The organism is Nocardioides xinjiangensis (genome assembly GCF_017916385.1).
GTDB classification, from domain to species: domain Bacteria; phylum Actinomycetota; class Actinomycetes; order Propionibacteriales; family Nocardioidaceae; genus Nocardioides; species Nocardioides xinjiangensis.
The window spans coordinates 1,692,903-1,711,393 of the sequence record NZ_JAFMSW010000001.1 but is presented as its reverse complement, the minus strand read 5'-3'; the positions used below and the strand labels follow the sequence as shown (position 1 = coordinate 1,711,393).

General features: G+C 73.4%; 21 protein-coding genes. 11 read left to right on the top strand and 10 right to left on the bottom strand.

Annotated elements, in window-relative coordinates; translation table 11 throughout:
• Window positions 1-10 precede the first annotated feature (10 nt).
• Complete coding sequence (locus J3P32_RS08150) at window positions 11-667, top strand: class F sortase (RefSeq protein WP_210439308.1); 657 nt, start codon at window positions 11-13, stop codon at window positions 665-667.
• 47 nt (window positions 668-714) lie between these two features.
• Here J3P32_RS08150 and J3P32_RS08145 read toward each other — a convergent pair whose 3' ends face one another.
• Window positions 715-1,005: a DUF1540 domain-containing protein gene (locus J3P32_RS08145; RefSeq protein ID WP_210439307.1), complete on the bottom strand. Its 291-nt coding sequence runs from the start codon at window positions 1,003-1,005 to the stop codon at window positions 715-717.
• A gap of 150 nt (window positions 1,006-1,155) precedes the next feature.
• Between J3P32_RS08145 and J3P32_RS08140 the strand changes: the two genes are divergently transcribed.
• From J3P32_RS08140 to katG, 6 genes are all read left to right on the top strand, one after another.
• On the top strand, window positions 1,156-1,473 hold the full coding sequence (locus J3P32_RS08140) for a hypothetical protein (protein ID WP_210439306.1): 318 nt from the start codon (window positions 1,156-1,158) through the stop codon (window positions 1,471-1,473).
• A gap of 99 nt (window positions 1,474-1,572) precedes the next feature.
• Window positions 1,573-2,505: an NADP-dependent oxidoreductase gene (locus tag J3P32_RS08135; protein ID WP_210439305.1), complete on the top strand. Its 933-nt coding sequence runs from the start codon at window positions 1,573-1,575 to the stop codon at window positions 2,503-2,505.
• A 69-nt stretch (window positions 2,506-2,574) separates the two neighbouring features.
• Window positions 2,575-3,009, top strand: coding sequence for a BLUF domain-containing protein (locus J3P32_RS08130; RefSeq protein WP_210439304.1), 435 nt, complete (start codon window positions 2,575-2,577; stop codon window positions 3,007-3,009).
• A gap of 108 nt (window positions 3,010-3,117) precedes the next feature.
• Complete coding sequence (locus tag J3P32_RS08125; RefSeq protein WP_210439303.1) at window positions 3,118-3,987, top strand: aldo/keto reductase; 870 nt, start codon at window positions 3,118-3,120, stop codon at window positions 3,985-3,987.
• 69 nt (window positions 3,988-4,056) lie between these two features.
• The gene (locus J3P32_RS08120; protein WP_210439302.1) at window positions 4,057-4,500 is read left to right on the top strand and encodes a Fur family transcriptional regulator; all 444 of its coding nucleotides are present in this window, start codon (window positions 4,057-4,059) and stop codon (window positions 4,498-4,500) included.
• A gap of 47 nt (window positions 4,501-4,547) precedes the next feature.
• A complete protein-coding gene (gene katG / locus J3P32_RS08115) occupies window positions 4,548-6,821 on the top strand; it encodes a catalase/peroxidase HPI (RefSeq protein WP_210439301.1) in 2,274 nt (757 codons plus the stop codon).
• A 93-nt stretch (window positions 6,822-6,914) separates the two neighbouring features.
• On the opposite strand, the gene J3P32_RS08110 is transcribed toward katG, so the two are convergent.
• A complete protein-coding gene (locus J3P32_RS08110) occupies window positions 6,915-7,418 on the bottom strand; it encodes an MOSC domain-containing protein (RefSeq protein WP_210439300.1) in 504 nt (167 codons plus the stop codon).
• Window positions 7,419-7,549: 131 nt separating this feature from the next.
• Here J3P32_RS08110 and J3P32_RS08105 point away from each other — a divergent pair, with 131 nt between their 5' ends.
• A complete protein-coding gene (locus J3P32_RS08105) occupies window positions 7,550-8,971 on the top strand; it encodes an MFS transporter (RefSeq protein ID WP_307861624.1) in 1,422 nt (473 codons plus the stop codon).
• A gap of 28 nt (window positions 8,972-8,999) precedes the next feature.
• Here J3P32_RS08105 and J3P32_RS08100 read toward each other — a convergent pair whose 3' ends face one another.
• Window positions 9,000-10,136 carry an alpha/beta hydrolase family protein gene (locus J3P32_RS08100; RefSeq protein WP_246849981.1) on the bottom strand — a complete coding sequence of 379 codons (1,137 nt, stop codon included), beginning with the start codon at window positions 10,134-10,136 and terminating at the stop codon, window positions 9,000-9,002.
• Window positions 10,137-10,237: 101 nt separating this feature from the next.
• On the opposite strand from J3P32_RS08100, the gene J3P32_RS08095 reads away from it, so the two are divergent.
• Together J3P32_RS08095 and J3P32_RS08090 are read left to right on the top strand one after the other, a co-directional pair.
• Window positions 10,238-11,101: a sigma-70 family RNA polymerase sigma factor gene (locus tag J3P32_RS08095; protein ID WP_210439299.1), complete on the top strand. Its 864-nt coding sequence runs from the start codon at window positions 10,238-10,240 to the stop codon at window positions 11,099-11,101.
• Between the two features lie 83 nt (window positions 11,102-11,184).
• Entirely contained in the window at window positions 11,185-11,421 is a 237-nt protein-coding gene (locus J3P32_RS08090) for a DUF1059 domain-containing protein (RefSeq protein ID WP_210439298.1), read from the top strand.
• 9 nt (window positions 11,422-11,430) lie between these two features.
• Here the strand turns inward: J3P32_RS08090 and J3P32_RS08085 are convergent, their stop codons facing one another.
• The 7 genes from J3P32_RS08085 to J3P32_RS08055 form a co-directional block, all read right to left on the bottom strand.
• On the bottom strand, window positions 11,431-11,748 hold the full coding sequence (locus J3P32_RS08085) for a hypothetical protein (RefSeq protein WP_210439297.1): 318 nt from the start codon (window positions 11,746-11,748) through the stop codon (window positions 11,431-11,433).
• Between the two features lie 63 nt (window positions 11,749-11,811).
• A complete protein-coding gene (locus tag J3P32_RS08080; protein ID WP_210439296.1) occupies window positions 11,812-12,027 on the bottom strand; it encodes a hypothetical protein in 216 nt (71 codons plus the stop codon).
• A 103-nt stretch (window positions 12,028-12,130) separates the two neighbouring features.
• Window positions 12,131-13,792 carry an FAD-dependent oxidoreductase gene (locus J3P32_RS08075; RefSeq protein ID WP_210439295.1) on the bottom strand — a complete coding sequence of 554 codons (1,662 nt, stop codon included), beginning with the start codon at window positions 13,790-13,792 and terminating at the stop codon, window positions 12,131-12,133.
• 20 nt (window positions 13,793-13,812) lie between these two features.
• The gene (locus tag J3P32_RS08070; protein ID WP_307861623.1) at window positions 13,813-15,651 is read right to left on the bottom strand and encodes a Na+/H+ antiporter; all 1,839 of its coding nucleotides are present in this window, start codon (window positions 15,649-15,651) and stop codon (window positions 13,813-13,815) included.
• 233 nt (window positions 15,652-15,884) lie between these two features.
• Window positions 15,885-16,448 carry a dihydrofolate reductase family protein gene (locus J3P32_RS08065; protein ID WP_210439294.1) on the bottom strand — a complete coding sequence of 188 codons (564 nt, stop codon included), beginning with the start codon at window positions 16,446-16,448 and terminating at the stop codon, window positions 15,885-15,887.
• Window positions 16,449-16,497: 49 nt separating this feature from the next.
• A complete protein-coding gene (locus J3P32_RS08060) occupies window positions 16,498-16,986 on the bottom strand; it encodes an SRPBCC family protein (protein WP_210439293.1) in 489 nt (162 codons plus the stop codon).
• A gap of 26 nt (window positions 16,987-17,012) precedes the next feature.
• The gene (locus tag J3P32_RS08055; protein ID WP_210439292.1) at window positions 17,013-17,354 is read right to left on the bottom strand and encodes an ArsR/SmtB family transcription factor; all 342 of its coding nucleotides are present in this window, start codon (window positions 17,352-17,354) and stop codon (window positions 17,013-17,015) included.
• A 158-nt stretch (window positions 17,355-17,512) separates the two neighbouring features.
• On the opposite strand from J3P32_RS08055, the gene J3P32_RS08050 reads away from it, so the two are divergent.
• A complete protein-coding gene (locus J3P32_RS08050) occupies window positions 17,513-18,487 on the top strand; it encodes a serine/threonine-protein kinase (RefSeq protein ID WP_210439291.1) in 975 nt (324 codons plus the stop codon).
• Window positions 18,488-18,491: the final 4 nt, after the last annotated feature.

Here is an 18,491-nt window from a genome sequence, read left to right as displayed (position 1 = left end):
GGACCGCCGGATGGACGCCACGACTCGATGGACGCTGCGCGTCGCAGCCACCGTGCTCGCGGGCGCGGCGCTGTCCGGCACCGCACTGTCCGGCACCGCGCTGGCCGGTCCCGGGGCGGGTCCCGGCCTGGCGGTCGGGGCGCCGGTCCGAGCCGCCGCCCCGGCTCCCACGAGCCCGGCCTGCGGGACCGGCGACCGCGCCTTCGCTCCCCGGCAGATGACGATCCGGGAGGTCGTGGGTGCGACGAGGGTGCTGGCGCTGGGCCGGGACCGCGGCGGTGTGCCGCGGACACCGCCCCTGACCGACCGCGGCAAGTGGCAGGTGGGCTGGGACCGCCAGGTCGCGGCGGGTGCGCCTCGAGGTGTCATGAGGCTCACGGCGCACACCTATCCGCGCGACGGCAGCCACGGCCTGGCGCTGGGCAACCGGCTGCTGTCCACCCTGAGCCGCGGCGACCGGCTGGTCGTCGCCGGTGGGGGCGGGGACCGGCTGTGCTACCGGGTCACGAGGCGGTTGGACGTGCGGGCCGAGCGGACGGCGCCGGCCTACTACGCCTCCACCGGACGGCACCGGCTCGCCATCCTGGTGTGCTCGGGCACGCGGCGCGGCCCGGGCGACTGGAGCCACCGCACCATCTGGTTCGCCGAGCCCGTGCAGCGTTCCTGACCACGCGTCGCTCCGCCGGCGGGCTCCACGCGAGCACGCGGGCCGCGTCAGGCAGGCGCGAAGGTGAGGCAGTCGGCGCGGTCCTCGCCGGCGCCCACGTCGACCCCGGCAGCGGTGCACTCGAGGTGGTCGTTGTGGGTGCAGTCGGACCGGTGGCACGCGCCGACGTGCCCGCTGGCGTCGACACCGCCCTTGTCGTGGGCGTCGACGAAGGTCCCGCAGGCGGGCCCGGCGGCCTCGGTGACGGTGATCGCGCCGGCGTGGCAGTCGTGGTCGTGGTTGTAGGAGCAGCCGTCGACGCTGCACGAGCTGACGATGGGGAGGTTCATGGTGGTCATGCTCCGACCATGCGCCTCGAACCGCCGCCCGTCCAGACAGGACAGGCTTGCCTTCGACCGACCCCGGTGCCGCGACCACCGTCCGGGGGGTGAGGCGCACCGTCGCTCCACGTGCCTAGCGTGGAGCGACCACCGACCCGAGGAGGAGCCATGCCGCACAAGCCCCCGAAGGACGTGCAGGAGGCCGCCCAGCGCGCCGTCCGCTGGATCGAGGACGGCAAGGCCGGCAAGGGCTTCACCGACGTCGGACGCCACCGAGCGCACCAGCTCGCCGAGGGCCAGGACGTGAGCGACGAGGACGTGAAGAAGATGCAGGCCTACTTCGCCCGCCACACGGTCGACAAGGACGCCGACGGGTTCGCCCAGGGCGGTGACGGCTTCCCCTCGCCGGGCCGCGTCGCCTGGGACGCCTGGGGCGGCGACCCCGGCGAGCGCTGGGTGGGCACCATCGACCTCGACGACGACTGAGGCGCCGCACCCGACGCCGTCGGAACAGGCCGGCCCCCGACCGTGTTGGCGAGAGGTGCCCGCCGTCCCGCGGGGCCGACACGAGGTGAGGAGACAGTGGTGCGCGCAGCCAGCTACGACACGTACGGAGGGCCGGAGGTCCTCACCATCGGCGAGCGGCCGGACCCGCCGGTCGGGCCCGACACCGTGCTCGTCCGGGCGCGCGCCACCAGCGTCAACCCCGTCGACTGGAAGATCCGCGAGGGCCACCTCCGCGGCGCCTACCCGCACCACCTGCCGATCATCCCCGGCTGGGACGTGGCAGGAGTGGTCGAGGCGGTGGGCCCCTCGGTGCGCACCGGCCTGCGGGTGGGCGACGAGGTCTGGGGCTACGTGCGTCGCGACGACGTGGCCCACGGCACCGCGGCCGAGCTCGTGCCGGCGCCCGAGCGCACCGTCGCGCACAAGCCGGGGTCGCTGTCGTTCGAGGAGGCGGCGTCGGTCCCCCTGGCCGGGTTGACGGCCTACCAGGCGCTCACCGAGGCGCTGGACGTCGGGACGGGTGACCGGGTGCTCGTGCACGCCGCGTCCGGGGGCGTCGGTCAGCTGGCCGTGCAGATCGCGGTGGCCCTCGGCGCCGAGGTCGTCGGCACCGCCTCGCCCGCCCACCACGAGCTCGTGCGCGGCCTCGGCGCGAGCGCGGTGCTCGACCACCGCGCCGGCCCGGTGAGCGGTCAGCTCGCCGCGCACGGCGGCCCCGTCGACGCGGTGCTCGACCTGGTGGGCGGCGCCGCGCTCGCCGATGCACCCCGGCAGGTGCGCGACACGGCACGCATCGCCTCGGTGATCGAGCCCGAGACGGTCCTCGGGCTGGGGGGTCGCTACGTCTTCGTACGCCCCGACCGCCCGGGTCTCGACGCCCTCGCGGACCTCGTCGAGTCGGGGCGTCTGCGCGTGCGGGTCGCCCACACCTTCCCCCTCGAGCGGATCGCGGACGCCCACCGGCTCTCCCAGGAGGGCAGCCCCGGCGGCAAGATCGCCGTCACGATCTGAGGGCCGACCCGCGGGCCGGGACCTCGTCCGAGGGGGCCCGCGACGCGCCGGGCTAGTCTCGGTCACGCCATGGACACGGACCCACCGCTGCTGACCCTGACCTACACCAGCTCGGCGACCGACCTGCTGGACGTCCCGCAGCTGGTCGAGCTGATCGAGCAGATCCGGCCGAAGAACGAGCGGCTCGGCATCACCGGCCTGCTGCTCTACAGCGGCGGGAACGTGATCCAGACGCTGGAGGGCACGACCGATGCGGTCGACGAGGTGTACGGCGCCATCGTCGACGACCCGCGCCACACCGAGCTGCAGGTCGTGGACCGCCGGATCGTCGACGACCGCGCGTTCGCCACGTGGTCGATGGGCTTCCGCAACGTCACCGCCCGCGAGGTCGACGAGCTGCGGGACGTCACCGAGTTCGCTCGCCGGTCGGTAGCCGAGGACCTCAGCGCCCACGCCGTCGCGGCACTCAGGCTGCTGGACACCTTCCGGGCCGAGGCCGGCTGAGGCCCCAGCCGTGCGACCGCGGCGCGCACGTGGCGCCGTCGACGGCCGGCCGGCCGAGCTCCCGGCGCCCCCGACGGCCGCGACACCCCGGGCCGTAGGGTCGACGGCATGCAGACTCGCACCCTCGGACGCCAGGAGGTCGGCGCGATCGGCCTCGGCCTGATGACCTTCGACCAGACCGGCACCCAGCCCCGCCAGCAGCTCGTCGACACCGTCACCGCCGCGCTGGACGCCGGCGTCACCCTGTTCGACACCGCCGACGCCTACGGGCCCGGGGAGGAGCTGGGGGCCGACGCGCAGGGCGCGAACGAGCGGCTGATCGCCTCGATCCTCGACGAGCTCGGTGCCCGCGACCGCGTCCTCCTGGCCACGAAGGGCGGCCACGTGCGCACCGAGGGCGGGGGCTGGGACACCGACAGCTCCGCGGCCCACCTCCACAGGGCGGTCGACGCCAGCCTGCAGCGGCTGGGCGTCGAGCAGCTGTCGCTGTGGCAGCACCACCGCCCCGACCCCGACGTCCCCTACGACGAGGTCATCGGCACGCTCAAGGAGATCGCCGACAGCGGCAAGGTCGCCCACGTAGGGCTCTCCAACGCGAACCCGCAGCAGATCCGCGACGCCCACGCCGTCCTCGGCGACGCCCTGGTCAGCGTGCAGAACGAGTTCAGCCCGAAGTTCCGCTCGAGCAGGCCGGAGATCGACGTGTGCGAGGAGCTCGGCCTCGCGTTCCTGCCCTGGAGCCCGCTCGGCGGCCTGTCCGACGCCAAGGAGCTGGCCGACAGACATCCCGCCTTCGCCGAGATCGCCGCCGACCGGGGCGTCAGCGCCCAGCAGGTCGCGCTGGCCTGGGAGCTGGCCCAGTCGCCGGTCGTGATCCCGATCCCCGGGGCCAAGCGCCCCTCTTCGATCCTCGACTCGGCGGCCGCGTCCGAGCTCGAGCTCACCGCCGACGAGCTGGAGCGGCTCGACGCCAGCTGAACGCAGCGGCCCGGCGGGAGCGGACCGGAAAACTTGACTCGTTCAAGAAAGCCGGGCAGGGTTGACCCGATGGAGGACAGCGAGTTCGAGCACCTGCTCCGCAGCGCCGGCCTGAGGGTCACCCGCCCGCGTCTCGCCGTGCTGCGCGCCGTCCGGCGCCAGCCGCACGCCGACACCGCCACGCTGCTCGCAGCGGTGCGCGTCGAGGAGCCGTCGGTCTCGCACCAGGCGGTCTACGACGTGCTCGGCGCGCTGACCGACTCCGACCTCGTGCGCAGGATCCAGCCCGCCGGCTCGGTCGCGCGATACGAGCTGCGCGTCGGCGACAACCACCACCACGTGGTGTGCCGCTCCTGCGGCACGGTGGCCGACGTCGACTGCGCCGTCGGCGTACGCCCCTGCCTCGACGCCTCCGACACCCACGGCTTCGTGATCGACGAGGCCGAGGTCACCTACTGGGGGCTGTGCCCCACCTGCGCCGCGGACCGTGCCCCCGCCGCTGCCGCGCCCTGAGCCACTCGCACACCCGTGACACCCGCCCCGCATCCGGAAGGAACGCCATGACCGACAGCCAGGACAACGTGACCGAGAGCCCGCAGGGGGTGGACCGCAAGGCCGAGGCCGGGTGCCCGGTGATGCACGACTCCGCCGCCGCCCAGGGCAGCGAGAGCGAGAACCCGGCGATCGACTCGCCCACGCCGGCGACGAACCGCCGCCCCCGCACCAACCAGGACTGGTGGCCCAACACCCTCGACCTGACGCCGCTGCACGCCCACTCCTCGAAGAGCAACCCGCTCGGCCCCGACTACTCCTACTCGGAGGAGTTCGAGAAGCTCGACCTCGCCGAGCTGCGTCGCGACATCGTCCAGGTGCTCAACACCTCCCAGGACTGGTGGCCCGCCGACTTCGGCCACTACGGCGGGCTCTTCATCCGGATGAGCTGGCACGCGGCCGGCACCTACCGCATCTTCGACGGCCGCGGCGGCGCCGGCGAGGGCTCGCAGCGCTTCGCCCCGCTCAACAGCTGGCCCGACAACGCCAACCTCGACAAGGCCCGTCGCCTGCTGTGGCCGGTCAAGCAGAAGCACGGCCGGAAGATCTCGTGGGCCGACCTGCTGGTGTACGCCGGCACGGTGGCCATGGAGGACATGGGGTTCCAGACCTTCGGCTTCGGCTTCGGCCGCGAGGACATCTGGGAGCCGGAGGAGATCATCTGGGGTCCCGAGGACACCTGGCTGGGCGACGAGCGGTACTCCGGCGAGCGCGAGCTCGAGGAGACCCTCGGCGCGGTCCAGATGGGCCTGATCTACGTCAACCCCGAGGGCCCCAACGGCAACCCGGACCCGCTGGCCTCGGCCCGCGACATCCGCACGACGTTCGCCCGCATGGCCATGAACGACGAGGAGACCGTCGCCCTCATCGCCGGCGGTCACACCTTCGGCAAGACCCACGGTGCCGGCGACGCCGACCTCGTCGGCCCGGAGCCGGAGGCCGCTCCCCTGGAGGAGCAGGGCCTCGGCTGGCGGAGCTCGTTCGGCTCCGGCAAGGGCAAGGACGCCATCACCTCCGGCCTCGAGGTCACCTGGACCTCGACCCCGACCCGGTGGAGCAACGACTACTTCAAGTTCCTCTTCCAGTACGAGTGGGAGCTCGTGAAGAGCCCGGCCGGCGCCTGGCAGTGGGTCGCGAAGGACGCCGACGACATCGTCCCGGGCCCGACCCCGGACTCGCCGAAGCGCAAGCCCACGATGCTCACCAGCGACCTGGCCCTGCGCTTCGACCCGGAGTACGAGAAGATCTCGCGCCGCTTCCTCGAGAACCCCAACGAGTTCGCCCGGGCGTTCGCGAAGGCCTGGTACAAGCTGCTGCACCGCGACATGGGTCCCGTCACGCGCTACCTCGGCCCGTGGGTGCCCGAGACCCAGCTCTGGCAGGACCCGGTGCCGGCGCACGAGGGCGAGCTCGTCGGTGACGCCCACGTCGCCGCGCTCAAGGCCGCCGTCCTCGACTCGGGCCTGACCGTCGCCGAGCTGGTCTCGACCGCGTGGGCGTCCGCGGCGTCCTTCCGCTCCACCGACAAGCGTGGTGGCGCCAACGGTGCCCGCATCCGCCTGGAGCCGCAGCGCAGCTGGACGGTCAACCAGCCCGAGCAGCTCGAGCGCGTCCTCGAGGTCCTCGAGGGCGTGCGCGCGGAGTTCAACGGCCGCGGCGGTGCCCAGGTGTCGCTCGCGGACGTGATCGTCCTCGCCGGATCGGCCGCGGTCGAGAAGGCCGCCCGCGACGCCGGCGTCGAGGTCACCGTGCCGTTCCACCCCGGTCGCACCGACGCCTCGCAGGAGCAGACCGACGTCGACTCCTTCCGGGTGCTCGAGCCGCGCGCCGACGGCTTCCGCAACTACCTGCGTGCCGGTGAGAAGCTTCAGCCGGAGAAGCTGCTCGTCGAGCGGGCCTACATGCTCGACCTGACGGCCCCGGAGATGACCGTCCTGGTCGGCGGCATGCGCGCACTGGGCGGCAACGTCGGCGGCGTGCAGCACGGCGTGCTCACCGACCGGCCCGGCGTGCTCACGAACGACTTCTTCGTCAACCTGCTCGCCCCCGGCGCGCAGTGGAAGGCCTCGGAGTCGGAGGAGAACGTCTACGACATCCGCGACGCCGCGACGGGCGACCTGAAGTGGACCGCCACCGCGGTCGACCTCATCTTCGGGTCCAACTCGCAGCTCCGCGCACTGGCCGAGGTCTACGCCAGCGACGACGCCCGCGAGAAGTTCGTGCGCGACTTCGTCGCCGCCTGGGTCAAGGTCATGGACAGCGACCGGTTCGACCTGCGCTGACGCCTCGTACGACCACGACGGCCCGGACCCCGCTGGGGTCCGGGCCGTCGCGCGTCCCGGCCGGGACCGCCGCCGTGCGCCCACCGCGGGACGTCATGGCGATCTCCGCCCAGGGCCGTCGATTCCCATGACGTCCCGGGCCGGGGCGCCGTCGAGGTCGTCGCCGCCGACCACCTCGTCGCCGAGGCGGATCGTGCCCGACGACAGCAGGCGGAACACGGTCCCGCCGCGCGGCGACCGCATCGCCTGCATCGCCCCCGCCCCCAGCCAGTCGTCGAGGAGGCGGCACGGGGCGGCGATCCGGACGACCTCGAGCTCGACGTCCGCGATGCGCAGCCGCTCGCCGGGGCGGGTCGGGAGCGGCCCGTGCTCGACGGTGACGTTGCGGCGGGTCAGGCCGGGATCGACCGGGCGACCGAGGACCTCGGCCGCCGCGGCGAGGTCGTCGAGCGCCTGCACCGTCACGTGGCGGTGCCTGGTGCCGTGGTAGCGGTCGCCGACGAGCCCCGCGCCCGCCTCGGCCGCGACCTGCGCGACCGCCTTCGTCGGCAGCCGCCGTCCGGGCGCGACGTGGATCGCGTGCACGCGGGTCCTCACGGTGCGACCGTACGACCCGCGCACAACGCGGTCGCGGACGACCCAGTGCCCGGACAGGCAGCGCCCGCACCAGCGCGACGGCCCGGAAACTCGGAGGCGCGCTGTCGGTGGTGCCGCCTAGGGTGCCGGACGTGCCCATCGACGAGACGGACCCCGTGCCGGCGGACCCCTCGGCGCCGCACGTCGAGGCGCACCTCCCACCGGGCGTGACCCGGGGGGAGGGGACGCTCCGCGCGTTCCGGAAGGTCCTCGCCAACACCCTCGTCGCCAACGTGACCTCGAGCTACCTGTGGTTCGCCCTGACCTTCTGGGCCTACCTCGAGACCCGCTCGGTCATGGCCACCGCGATCATCGGCGGCGGCTACATGCTGTTCACCGCAGTCCTCGGCACCTTCTTCGGCACCCTCGTCGACCGGCACCGCAAGAAGCAGGTCATGGTCGCCTCCTCGACCGTCACGCTCCTGGCCTACGCGGCGTCCGGCGGCCTGTGGCTGCTGCTGGGCGAGGAGCGGCTGGCCGACTGGGGGAGCGCCTGGTTCTGGCTGTTCACCGGCGTCATCCTCGTCGGCGGCGTGGTCGAGAGTCTGCGCAACATCGCGCTGTCCACCACCGTGACCCTGCTCGTCCCCGAGGACGGACGCGACAAGGCCAACGGCTTGGTCGGCACCGTCCAGGGCGTCTCGTTCATGATCACCAGCGTCTTCAGCGGACTGAGCGTCGGCCTCCTCGGCATGGGGTGGACCCTCGCGATCGCGATCGTCCTCACCGGCGTCGCCCTGCTGCACCTCGTGCCGGTCACCATCCCCGAGCTCGACCCGGACCCCGAGGAGGGCGGGCCCCGCATCGACGTCCGGGGCGCGATCAGCGCCATCACCGCCGTCCCGGGCCTCGTCGCGCTGATCCTCTTCACGACGTTCAACAACCTCGTCAACGGCGTCTACATCGCCCTGATGGACCCCTACGGCCTGACGCTCTTCAGCGTCGAGGCGTGGGGGATCGTGCTGGGTGTCACCGGCCTCGGCTTCGTGGTCGGCGGCGGCCTCGTCGCCAAGCTCGGCCTGGGCTCCGACCCGGTGCGCACCCTCCTGCTCGTCAACCTCGGCATCGCCGTGCTGGGCATGACCTTCACGCTCCGGGAGTGGGCCTGGCTCTACGTCCTGGGGATCTTCGTCTTCATGGCGATCATCCCCATGGCCGAGTCGGCGGAGCAGACGATCCTGCAGCGGGTCGTGCCCTACCGCACGCAGGGCCGGGTGTTCGGCTTCGCGCAGAGCGTCGAGCTGGCGGCGAGCCCGCTGTCGGCGTTCCTCATCGGTCCGGTCGCGGAGTTCGCGCTCATCCCCTACATGGAGTCCGCGGAGGGCCGCGACACGTGGCGCTGGCTGCTCGGCGACGGCGACGCGCGCGGCATCGCGCTCGTCTTCCTCGCGGCCGGGGCGATCATGTTCGTGACGGTGCTGCTGGCGCTGGCCTCGGCTCCCTACCGGCGGCTCTCCTCGGCGTACGCCGCGGCGCCGCCGCAGCAGCTCGAGACGAGCGGCGCCACCGACTGAGCCGCGACCTCCCGTCGACCGGGCGGCGTCAGGCTGGCATCCGGGCGTCGAGGAACCGCACGGTCCGGTCCATCGCCGCGACGAAGGCCGGTCCGAACGCGTGCCCGTCGTCGTACCACTCGAGCGTCGCGTCGACGCCGGCCCGCGTCATGGCTCGATGGGTCGCGCGGGCCCACGCCGGCGGGCAGGTGTCGTCGAAGCGGCCGTGCACCATCAGCACCGGCTCGGTGATCGCACCGAAGAGGGGTCGCGGGGAGACGCCGCGCCAGAACGCCGGGTCCTCGCCCGGCAGGCCGTGCCGGCCGCGGAACCCCGCCTCGAGCTGGGCGAGCGGCGCGTCCGGCCGCTGGAACTGGTCGAAGTTCTCGGCCTCGAGGCTGGAGACCGACGCCCAGCCCACGCCGGCGGCGAAGAGGCCGGGCTTCGCGGCCAGCGCCTTCATCATCACCCCGCCACCCATCGAACGTCCGAACAGCGCGATCCGCTCGGGGTCCACGCGGACGTCCCGGGACCTCCGCAGGGCGTGCAGGGCGGCGATCGTGTCGGCGGCGTAGCCGAGCCGGACGGCCTGCTCGACGCGGGGGTCGTCGGTGGACTCGGCGTGGTTGCGGTAGTCCACGTGCAGCGCGACATAGCCCCGCTGGGCGAGGAAGCCGCGCTCGCGGGTCATGCCCTGCCCGCGGACGTAGTACGCCGGGTCGATGTAGCCGTGCGCGAGCACCACCGCGGGGAAGGGGCCGCGGCCCGCCGGCACGTTGAGCACCCCGCTGATCCGCAGGGGCTCGGTCCCGGCTCCCATCGTGGTGGAGGCGAAGGTGACGTCGTACGACGTGTACGCCGCGGTGCGCTCGCGCACGGAGCCGAGCCGCAGACCGCCCCCGGTCAGGTCGGCCCGGGCGAGGGCGGCGACGGAGATCGGGTGCGCCGGCTCGGGCTCCTCGGTCGGCTCCTCGGTCGGCTCCTCGGTGGGCTGGTCGGTCGGCTCGTCGGCCGGCTGGTCGGTGGGGTCGCTCGCGGCCGGGTCCGAGGGCGCCGACTCCGACGATCCGGACCCGGAGGACTCCGAGGACCCGGGCCCCGACGCCGCGGAGCACCCGGCGAGCAGCACGAGGGCAGCGGTGACGGTCGCGACCGGGCCGGCGGCACGTCGGTGCTGGGCTGCCATGTCCACCAGTGTGCGGGACGCCCGGTCGCCGCGCGCGTGTCACACTCGCGCCGCCTCGCACGTCGGATGGTCGATGATGCCGACGACAGAGGGTGGGAGCCATGGACCAGACGGAGATCTTCGAGGCCGAGCGGCCGCGCCTGCTCCGCCTCGCGGGCCGGGTGCTCGACGACCACGCGGAGGCCGAGGACGTGGTCCAGCAGGCGTGGCTGCGGCTCGACCGCGCGGCGTCCGGCGACGGCACCGGCATCGAGAACCTGCCCGCCTGGTTGACCACCGTCACCACCCGGCTGTGCCTGGACCGCCTGCGCGCCCGCACGCCCGTGCCGGTGGAGGACCTCGAGCTCGACGCCGGCGGGGCCTGGGCGAGGCCGGCCAGCGACCCGGCCGACGACGTCGCCCTGGCCGACATGGTGGGCGTGGCGCTCCAGGCCGTGATCGACCGGCTCTCGCCGCGCGAGCGGGTGGCGTTCGTCCTCCACGACAGCTTCGGGTTCGAGTTCGCCACCATCGCCGCGGTCCTCGACACCACGCCCGCGGCCGCGCGGAAGCTCGCGTCCCGGGCCCGGGCCAAGGTGGCGCAGCCGGCCACGGACGACGCGCTGGCGGACTGGGAGGTCGTCGACGCCTTCATGTCCGCCGCCCGGGGCGGCGACCTCGAGCGGCTGCTCGAGCTCCTGGCGCCCGACGCGGTCGTCGGTGCCGACGAGGCGGCGATCCTCGTCGGGACGCCGGCGGCCATCGAGGGCCGCGACGAGGTGGCCGCGTTCTTCAACGGCAGCGCGCAGGCCGCCCTGGCCGTCTTCGTCGGCGACCGCCCGGGGTCCGCCTGGTTCCACCGCGGCGCGGCCGCCGTCGTCTTCGACTTCGAGGTCCGCGACGGTCACGTCCGGCGCATCACCTTCCGTGCGGACCCGTCGGTGCTCGCCCGGGTGGTGCGTCGCGACGGCGCCGCCCGGAGGTGACGCCCCGTCACATCGGTCCCCGCCCGACCGTCGGACCAGCAGGGCAGCAACGACCACGACCACACCCACCACGGAGGCCAGCGATGAAGACCATGACCTGCCGCCAGCTCGGCGGCCCCTGCGACCTCGCGCACCGCGGCGAGACGCACGACGACGTGATCAACGCCCAGGACCAGCACCTCAAGCAGGCCGAGAAGGACGGGGACGTCGCCCACCAGCCGGCGCGGGAGGAGATGAAGAAGCGGTGGCGGCACCCGAAGAAGTCGCTCGGGTGGTACCGCGACATGAGGCAGGTTTTCGCCGACCTGCCCGAGGAGTGAGCTGCGTCCTCAGCGAGCGCGGCGACGGTCCGAGAGCAGCCACGCCGCCCCCGAGGCGGCCGCTGCCACGCCTAGGACGGACGGCCAGGTGCCGACCCTCCTGGCGAGCGGGTGCGAGACCCCCATCGCGGACCAGTACGCCGCGCTGAGGCCAGCCGCCAGGGGCGCGCCGCCCACGGCGTACCACTGCGGGGCGGCGGCGGCGTTCGCGGCGAGCATCGCGGCGCCGCCGAGGGGGCGTACGCCGGTCCGCTGGGCGAGGGTGAACCCGCCGACGAGGCCGCCGGCGAGCAGGGGAGCGGTGGGGACGCTGGTCAGGTCGGGCACCGCACGAGCCTAGCCGGCGCCGCGTGGTGGCCCCTGCTCACGCGGCGCCGGGTGCGGTGGTGACTACTGGCTGGGCTCGGGGGTGTCGACGTCCACGTCGGCGCACGACACCTTCGGGTTCAGGCCGGCGTAGTTGAGCGGTCCGGCGACGACGTTGAGCGCGATGTCGCTGGCCTCGGAGCAGTTCGTCCGCGTGTCGTCGAAGTAGCCGCGCTGGTAGGCGGCGAACGCCCCGACGAGGAGCCAGATCACGAGAAGGATGCCGATCAGTCGTCCCACGGGGACCTCCCTCGATCCTCACGGCCGGGTTGCCGCCTCGCCCCACTGTGCGTCCCCGGCGCAGCGTCGTACCACCCACCTTGGGGTAGGCGCGCGCTCCGGGTCAGCGGCCCAGGAAGGCGTGCACCGACGACACCACGGAGGCGCCCTCGCCGGTCGCCGAGGCGACCCGCTTCATCGAGCCGGAGCGGATGTCGCCGCCGGCGAAGATCCCCGGGACCGTCGTGGCGAGGTCCTCCGGCGGCACGTCCCCGGCCCACCGCTCGGGCGGGATGTCGCGACCGGTGAGCACGAAGCCGCGCTCGTCGCGCAGCACCGCGTCGGGCAGCCAGCCGCACTCGGGGGCGGCGCCGAGCAGGAGGAACAGGCCGCGCGCCTCGACGCGCTCCTGCTCGCCCGACCCGACGTCCTCCACCGTCAGCCACGCCAGGTGCCCGACGTCGTCCGGGCCGCCGGCGACGACGCGGGTGCAGCCGCGGACCTCGATGCGCGGGTTCCACTCGATCTCGTCGATGAGGTACGACGACATGGTGGCCGTGAGGTCCGGGCGGCGCACCACGATCGTCACGGACTGCGCGAAGCGGGCGGCGTGGATCGCCGCCTGCCCGGCGGAGTTGCCGCCGCCGACGATCACGACGTGGTCGCCGGCGAGCTCGCGCGCCGCGGCCATCGCGGCGCCGTAGTAGACGCCGCGGCCGACGAGCTCCTCGAGCGACTCCACGCCGAGGCGGCGGTAGTCGACGCCGGTCGAGACGAGCACGGACCGGGTGTGCACGTCGCCGCCGTCGGTGTGCACGACGTGGTGGCCCCCGTCCTCGCACGGTGAGATGCCGGTCGCCGGCCAGCCGGTGAAGAAGCGGGTGCCGAAGCGCAGCGCCTGCCCGCGGGCGCGCTGGGCCAGCCGCATCCCGGAGATGCCGCGCGGGAAGCCGAGGTAGTTGCGGATCATCGAGCTGGTGCCGGCCTGCCCGCCGATGGCCTCGGCCTCCAGGCAGACCGTCGTGAGGCCCTCGCTCGAGGCGTACACGCTGGCGGCGAGCCCCGCGGGGCCCGCCCCGACGACGACGAGGTCGACCACCTCGTCGACGTCGATGTCGTCGGGCCGGCCGTAGAGCTGGTTGGCCAGCGCGCGCACGTCGGGGCAGTGGCCGCACCAGCCGGCGAGCGAGGAGACGACCGGCCAGCGGCCGTGCTCCTCGGGGCACTGCTCCATCACCGCGCGCCCGACCTCGCTGTCGGGGTGGTGCACGCCGGCGGGCATGCCGACGCGGGCGAGGTAGTCGAGCAGCTCGCGGGCGAGCGTGTCCTTCTCCGGGGTGATGATGCGGACGTTCTCCACGACGGGCGCGGCGACGGTGGCGTTCCACTCGTTGAGCAGCTCGCCGACCGCGAGGTGGAACTCCTCGTCGCGCGGACCCTGCGGCATCAGCAGGAGGGCGTCGACCTTCCCGGCCGCGACGGCGTGGCGGAAGGTCTGGTTGTCGTCGCGGAACCGGCTCACGTGCGTCACGATCAGCCGTCGCGCGGTCGGCACGGCCTGCCGGGTGCCGCCGATCAGGTGGTAGAGCGCGTCCTGGTCCTGGTCGCTGTCGACGACGAACAGCGCGACCTGGTGGCCCGAGCCGATCAGCTCCTTGGCGGTGGCCTTGGCGGCGATCTCGTCGCCGACGAGGCGGACGTCGTACTCACGCTCGTAGCGGGCGAAGGCCTCGCCCAGCTCGGTCGCGTGGTTCGCGGTGGCGATGACGATGGCAGGGGCGCCCATGCCGAGGAGCCTAGTGCGGCTCAGCCGGTGAGGTTGTGCACGTAGCACCAGCGCCACGACTCGTCGGGCTGCGCCGACTGCATGACGGGGTGCAGCGTCTCGTGGAAGTGCGCCGTCGCGTGCTTGCCGACCGAGGAGTCGCAGCAGCCGACGTGGCCGCACTCCAGGCACTGGCGCAGGGAGACCCACCTCGTGCCGTCGGCCAGGCAGGTCGCGCACGCGGGGTCGGCCACCGTGTCGGTCGCGGGGAACGCGGCGAGGTCGTCGCAGGAGCGTCCGGCCGTGAAGGCGAGCGACCCGGACCGGACGCCCTCGCGCGCCTGGGCCCCGGCGTCGAGCATCGACTCCTCGATGTCGAGCATCCCGAGGACCTGGCTGACGACGTCGGAGGGCACCTTGCCCCGGCTGCGCACCAGCAGCACCTTGGCCCGCTCGGCGTCGATCATCTCGCCGCGGATGCGCGCGTAGAGCTCGGACGGGGTCTCCTCGCCGTCCGCGGTCGCGAGCTGCTCCCAGGCGGCGAACGTGCGCTGGTCGACGCGGGCCCGGATCTGGTCGACGACGCCGTGGTGGTCGTCGTACTCCAGCTCCTCGAGCTTCTTCATGCCCGCGTCCGCGGCCTGCTGGAGCAGGGCGGCGCGCGACAGCGCGTCCTCCGCCGGGTCGGGGGGCGGGACGTGGAGCAGCCGGGTGAGGAGCGGCAGCGTGAGCCCCTGGAGGAACAGCGTCCCCGCCACGACGCTGAACGCCACGAGCAGCAGCACCTCGCGGTGCGGGGCGTCCTCGGGGATGACGAAGGCGGCGGCCAGCGTGACGACGCCGCGCATCCCGGCCCAGCCGAGGAGGAAGGTCCAGCTGGCCGGGATCGGGTTGGAGCGCCGGAGGTACCAGGTGAGCTGCATGTAGACGACCCGGACGACGACGACCGTGGCGAGGGTGGCCAGGCACAGCAGGACGATCCGGCCGGCGGGGAGGGTCGACTCGCTGACGTCCTCGAGGATCCAGTCGAGCTGCAGGCCGATGAGGAGGAAGACGGCGTTCTCCAGGACGAAGGCGACGGTGCGCCAGGTGATCCGCTCGGTGATGCGCGACTGGGCCGTCTGGATGATCGGCGCCTTGTGCCCGAGCAGCAGGCCCGCCACGACGACCGAGATCACTCCCGAGGCGTGGACCTCCTCCGCGGCGACGAACGCCGCGAACGGGGTCAGGAAGGAGATGGCGGTGTCCATCAGGGGGTCGGTGACGCGCTTGCGGAGCCACGCGACGAGCAGGAAGCAGGCGACGCCGATGACGAGCCCGCCGCCGGCCGCGCGGAGGAAGTCGATGCCCACCTCGGCGAGCGCCACACCGCCCGACAGCGCGGCGATCGCGGTGCGCAGGGCGACGAGCGCGGTGGCGTCGTTGAGCAGCGACTCGCCCTCGAGGATGGTCACGACCCGGCGGGGCAGCCCGATCCGTCGCGCCACCGCGGTGGCGGCGACGGCGTCCGGCGGCGCGACGACCGCGCCGATCGCGATGGCCGCGGCCCAGCCGAGGCTCGGCACCAGCCAGTGGACGACCACCGCGACCGCGAGCGCGGTGACGACCACGAGGAGGACGGACAGGCGCAGGATGGTCCCGCGGTTGGCGTTGAAGTCGACGAGCGAGGTCTGGATCGCAGCGGCGTACAGCAGGGGCGGCAGCAGGCCGAGCAGGACGACCTCGGCCTCGAGGTGGATGGTCGGCACGCCCGGGACGTACGCCACCGCGGCGCCGACCGCGACCAGGAGGAGCGGCGCCGGGACGTGCAGGCGGTCGCTGACCGCGGTGGCCGCCAGGACGACGGCCGCCATCGAGACCAGCAGCAGGGCGAGCTCCACCCGCCGAGTCTGGCAGAACGCAGGTCCCCGCTCCGCCGGTCCCGCCGGTCCCGGACGCGCCCGGCCGTCCCTCCGCCGCGCCCCGCCGTCCCACCCGCCGCCCGGGTAACGCCACGAAACGTGCACTCCCGCCCCCACCGGTGGCGGCGGTAGCGCACGTTCCGTGGCGTTACCCGAGGCTCGGCCGGCGCGGGACCTCGCGGCGGGGGACCTCAGCGGATCCTCAGCGGGACCTAGCGAGCGACCTCGTAGACCTGGAGGGTGATGCCGTTGGCGTACGTCGCGTGCTCGGTGAGCCGCAGCGACGTCTTGTCGCCCTCCCCGAAGAGCTTCTTGCCGCCGCCGAGCAGGAGCGGGAAGACCAGGAGGTGGTAGCGGTCGACGAGCCCGGCGCGGGCGAGGCCCTGCGCGAGCGTGGCGCTGCCGTGGACGTGGATCTCGCCGCCGTCGGTCTCCCGCAGGGCGGCGACGTCGTCGATCGAGCGCAGCACCGCGACCTCGCCGTCGCCCCAGGGAGCGGTGTCGCCGGCGAGCGTCGTGGAGACGACGTACTTCGGCATGGCGTTGTAGGTCGTGAACTCCTCCATCGAGGGCCACACGGGCGCGAACTCGTCGTAGGAGCGGCGGCCCAGCAGCAGCGCGCTGGCCTGGTCGGTCTCGCGGCCCTTGATCTCGTACGCCGCCTCCTCGAAGGGGACGTCCTTGAACGTCCAGCCGGCGTGGGGGTGGTCCCCGCCGCCGGGGGAGTCGACGATGCCGTCGAGGGTGATGAACTCGGTCACGACGATGGGTCGCATGGGTGCAGCCTTCCGGGTCGGGGTCTGGAGAGGTGGGGGACGAGCGTGGTCAGGAGGCGAGGAGGTCGTCGATCTGGTTGATGGCCTGCGTCGAGCCCTCGACGGCACCCATGTCGAGCACCTGCTGCAGCGCCTCGGCCGAGCCGTAGGTCGCGATGAACGTCGCGCGGGTGCCGTCGGCGGTGCCGGAGAAGTTGTAGGTGTTGAACGACTCGGGCATCTCGGTGTTGGGCGCGAAGGTCTCGTCGAGGGCGAAGCCGTCCTTGAAGTCGAAGCGGTGCGGCTCGTGGACCTCGACGACGTTCCAGTAGGAGTAGTACTTCTCCCCCTCGGGACCGGTCATGTAGTAGGTCATCCGGCCGCCCTCCGACAGGTCGTGGTCGACGAAGGTGGCCGGCCACCCGGGCGGGCCCCAGACGCGCTCGAGCTGGCGCGGGTCGGCGTACACCTGCCAGACCCGCTCGACCGGCGCGGCGAAGTCGGCGGTGATGGTCAGGGTGAGGGCGTCGAGGTCGTGCTGGACGTCGGTGACGGGCATGGCGGTGATCCTCCGGTGAGTGGGTGCTACTGCTGGGGGTCGGGGTCCGTGGCGAAGAGCTCGTCCATCCGCGCGATGCGGCCGCGCCAGAGCGCCTCGAGCTCGGTGAGCATGGCGCCCACCGACCGCACCGCCTCCACGTCGCCGCTCGCCAGGGCCTCGCGTCCCTGGCGACGCTTGGTCAGCAGGCCCGCCCGCTCCAGCACGGCGACGTGCTTCTGGACGGCGGCGAAGCTCATGTCGTAGCTCCGCGCCAAGGTGGAGACGGAGTGCTCCCCGGCCAGCACGCGACGCAGGATGTCGCGCCGGGTCCGGTCGGCGAGCGCGTGGAACCAGGCATCGGCCCGGTCCTCGTCCGTCTCGTTCACAGGACAAACATACAACCGAGTGGTTGTACGTTGTCAAGCGGTCACCCGCAGGGGGGTACGACGAGCGGGATGGCGAGGAGGCGGCGTAGCATCACCGGCTGGTGCGGTCATCTGCACCGATTCCGAGGGAAGTGGGGCACAGCCCGATGCACAGGCTCGTGGAAGGACTCCGTCTCGGGGACCGCTACGTGCTGCAGGAGCGCATCGCGTCCGGCGGCATGGCCGACGTGTGGCGCGCCCTCGACGACGTGCTCCAGCGCGACGTCGCGGTGAAGGTGATGCGCCCCGACCCGGACAACGAGGAGATCTTCGCCCAGCGCTTCCGCGACGAGGCGCTCCACTCGGCCGCGCTGCTGCACGCCAACATCACCACCGTGTTCGACTACGGCGAGGACGACCACCTCTCCTACCTGGTGATGGAGCTCGTGCCGGGCCTGCCGCTCTCCGCGCTGATCCGCGAGCACGGGGCCATGCCGCCCGACACCGTGCGCTCGATCCTCGGCCAGGCGGCCCTCGCGCTGGGCACCGCCCACGAGGCGGGAGTGGTCCACCGCGACGTGAAGCCGGCGAACATCCTGGTGCGCGAGGACGGACTGGTGAAGCTGACCGACTTCGGCATCGCCCGGGCGATCGACGCCATCGGCCACACGCGGGTGGGCGAGATGCTCGGCACCCCCAACTACATCAGCCCCGAGCAGGCCGTCGGCGAGCGCGCCACGGGGGCCAGCGACCTCTACGCCCTCGGCGTCGTCGGGCACGAGATGCTCACCGGGCAGCGCCCCTTCGACCGCGGCACCCCGATCGCGACGGCGATGTGCCACGTCAACGAGCCGCCGCCGCCGCTGGGCGACGACGTGCCCGAGGACCTGCGAGAGGTCGTGGCGGCGCTGCTGCAGAAGGACCCCGCCGACCGGCCCGACAACGCCCTCACGGTCGCGGTGATGCTGGGCGTGGCGCCGGCCGAGCTGGTCGACCTCGACGTCGACCTGGCCGCCGGGGTCCCGAGCGGGTACGTCGTCCTGCCGATCACCCCTATGACGCCGCCGACGCCGCTCGAGGCGGTCCGACCCGCGGACCGGGCGCCGGCCGACATGCCGACGATGGCGGCCGGTCCCGAGGAGCTGCTCGACTGAGCAG

What these genes read in the sequence shown, in the direction of transcription:
- J3P32_RS08150 (WP_210439308.1), top strand. Translation starts at nt 11, where the DNA reads ATGGACGCCACGACTCGATGGACGCTGCGCGTCGCAGCCACCGTGCTC.
- J3P32_RS08145 (WP_210439307.1), bottom strand. Translation starts at nt 1,005, where the DNA reads ATGACCACCATGAACCTCCCCATCGTCAGCTCGTGCAGCGTCGACGGC.
- J3P32_RS08140 (WP_210439306.1), top strand. Translation starts at nt 1,156, where the DNA reads ATGCCGCACAAGCCCCCGAAGGACGTGCAGGAGGCCGCCCAGCGCGCC.
- J3P32_RS08130 (WP_210439304.1), top strand. Translation starts at nt 2,575, where the DNA reads ATGGACACGGACCCACCGCTGCTGACCCTGACCTACACCAGCTCGGCG.
- J3P32_RS08125 (WP_210439303.1), top strand. Translation starts at nt 3,118, where the DNA reads ATGCAGACTCGCACCCTCGGACGCCAGGAGGTCGGCGCGATCGGCCTC.
- J3P32_RS08120 (WP_210439302.1), top strand. Translation starts at nt 4,057, where the DNA reads ATGGAGGACAGCGAGTTCGAGCACCTGCTCCGCAGCGCCGGCCTGAGG.
- katG (WP_210439301.1), top strand. Translation starts at nt 4,548, where the DNA reads ATGACCGACAGCCAGGACAACGTGACCGAGAGCCCGCAGGGGGTGGAC.
- J3P32_RS08100 (WP_246849981.1), bottom strand. Translation starts at nt 10,136, where the DNA reads ATGGCAGCCCAGCACCGACGTGCCGCCGGCCCGGTCGCGACCGTCACC.
- J3P32_RS08095 (WP_210439299.1), top strand. Translation starts at nt 10,238, where the DNA reads ATGGACCAGACGGAGATCTTCGAGGCCGAGCGGCCGCGCCTGCTCCGC.
- J3P32_RS08090 (WP_210439298.1), top strand. Translation starts at nt 11,185, where the DNA reads ATGAAGACCATGACCTGCCGCCAGCTCGGCGGCCCCTGCGACCTCGCG.
- J3P32_RS08075 (WP_210439295.1), bottom strand. Translation starts at nt 13,792, where the DNA reads ATGGGCGCCCCTGCCATCGTCATCGCCACCGCGAACCACGCGACCGAG.
- J3P32_RS08065 (WP_210439294.1), bottom strand. Translation starts at nt 16,448, where the DNA reads ATGCGACCCATCGTCGTGACCGAGTTCATCACCCTCGACGGCATCGTC.
- J3P32_RS08060 (WP_210439293.1), bottom strand. Translation starts at nt 16,986, where the DNA reads ATGCCCGTCACCGACGTCCAGCACGACCTCGACGCCCTCACCCTGACC.